This window comes from Paracoccus sphaerophysae (genome assembly GCF_000763805.1).
GTDB lineage: Bacteria > Pseudomonadota > Alphaproteobacteria > Rhodobacterales > Rhodobacteraceae > Paracoccus > Paracoccus sphaerophysae.
On sequence record NZ_JRKS01000126.1, the window covers coordinates 1 to 1,783 of the forward strand.

1 protein-coding gene is annotated in these 1,783 nt (G+C 73.4%); it reads left to right on the forward strand.

The annotated features are described in order from the left end of the window. Window positions 1–1,783: serine/threonine-protein kinase (locus IC63_RS17145; RefSeq protein WP_052042353.1), on the forward strand; the 1,783-nt coding region annotated here is incomplete at both ends.

Genomic DNA, 1,783 nt, shown 5'->3' on the forward strand with positions numbered 1-1,783 from the left:
GCTGTCCTTTGCCGACTGGCCCGCTGCCGCGCCGCCGCCCGACCGGACCGTGCTGGCGCGCCATTCCAACCCCGCTGCCCTGCCCGACGCCGATGCCGCCCCGCGGCTGATCCCAGGCACGGTCATCAACAACAACTATCGCATCGTCGAGGAAATCAGCTCGGGCGGGATGGGGCGGGTCTATCGGGCGGTCAACAGCTTTACCGGCGATCCGGTGGCGGTGAAGATCATCCTGCCCGAACTCGCCCGCGACATCGCCATCATCGAGATGTTCCGGCGCGAGGCGCGGCTGCTGGTCAAGCTGCGCGACGACGCGATCGTGCGCTACCACAACTTCGTGCAGGACGAGGCGACCGATCTTTATTGCCTCATCATGGAGTTCGTCGAGGGCGTGAACCTGGGCGACCGGATCGAGGACGCGCGCCCGCTGCCCGAGGACGAGGCGGTGCGCCTGCTGCGGCGGCTGGCGCGGGGGTTGGGGCAGGCCCATGCCCGCGGCGTCACCCACCGCGACCTGTCGCCCGACAACGTGATCCTGCCGCATGACAACGTGGACGAGGCGGTGCTGATCGACTTCGGCATCGCCCGCTCGACCGAGATGGGCGACGGGCTGGCGGGGCGCTTTGCGGGCAAGTTCAAGTACGTGGCCCCCGAACAGCTGGGCCAGGGCTCGGGCATCATCGGGCCGCGCACCGACATCTATGGGCTGGCCCTGCTGCTGGCCGCGGCGGTGCGCGGCAAGCCGCTGCCGATGGGCCATTCCGAAACCAGCGCGGCCGAGGCGCGCCGCCAGATCCCGGCGCTGAGCGGGATCTCGCAGCGCCTGTATCCGCTGTTGCAGCACATGCTGGAGCCCGATCCGGTCGACCGGCCGGTGGACATGGAGGCGGTGCGGGCGATCCTCGACGATCCGACCCGCCTGCCCGCCCGCTATCGCCTGCCGCTGTGGGACGTCGACAGCGAGCCGGGGGACCAGGCTGCCGAGGGGCTGGCGGCGCCGGCCGAACTCATGTCCCCGGCGGTGCCGGTCGCAGGTCGGTCGTGCGCCGGGTTCCGCGCCGCGGCGGTCGCGGGCGTGGCGATCCTCGCGGCGGGTGCCGCCGGATGGTGGTGGCTCGGCGACCGGCCCGCCGCGCCGCAGGTCGCCGCCACCGCGCCCGAGCGGCAGGCGGTCCAGCTGCCGCCCCGCGACGCCGAGACCCGCGACGGGTTTCTCGCCGCGCAGCCCCTGCCCCCCTGCAGCCTGATCCAGCGCATCGAATCCGGCCCCCATGCGGGGATGATCGAGACTTATGCGGCCCAACCCTTCGATCCCGCGCCGGTGCTCGCCGCCTACGAGACCAGGTTCGGCACCCGCCCCGACCTGCTGCGCCACGCGGTCGACCCGCGCCAGTGCGCGGCGCTGCAGATGGCGCGCGACCTCGCCGGACGCGGCACGGCGCCGCCGCAGATCGCGGTCGACCTCGCGCCGGTGGCCGAGGGTATCGGCCTGCGCGGCACGGTTTCGCGGCTCGGAGGGCGCAACCTGTGGCTGTTCCTCGTCTCGCCCGAGGGATCGGTCTTCGACCTGACCGGGCAGACCGCGGCGCAGGGCAAGGACCGGGCCGACCTGGCGGCGATGATCTCGGCGCCCGGCGGGAAACTGGCGGACGGGTATCTGCTGGTTGCCGCGGTGTCGCCGCAACCGCTCGCCGCCGTGGCGGCGGCCCCCGCCGCCGCCGCGGCCGATACGCTGTTGCCGCGGGTGATGGCCGAGATCACCGCGCAGGGGGGCGGCGGGGGC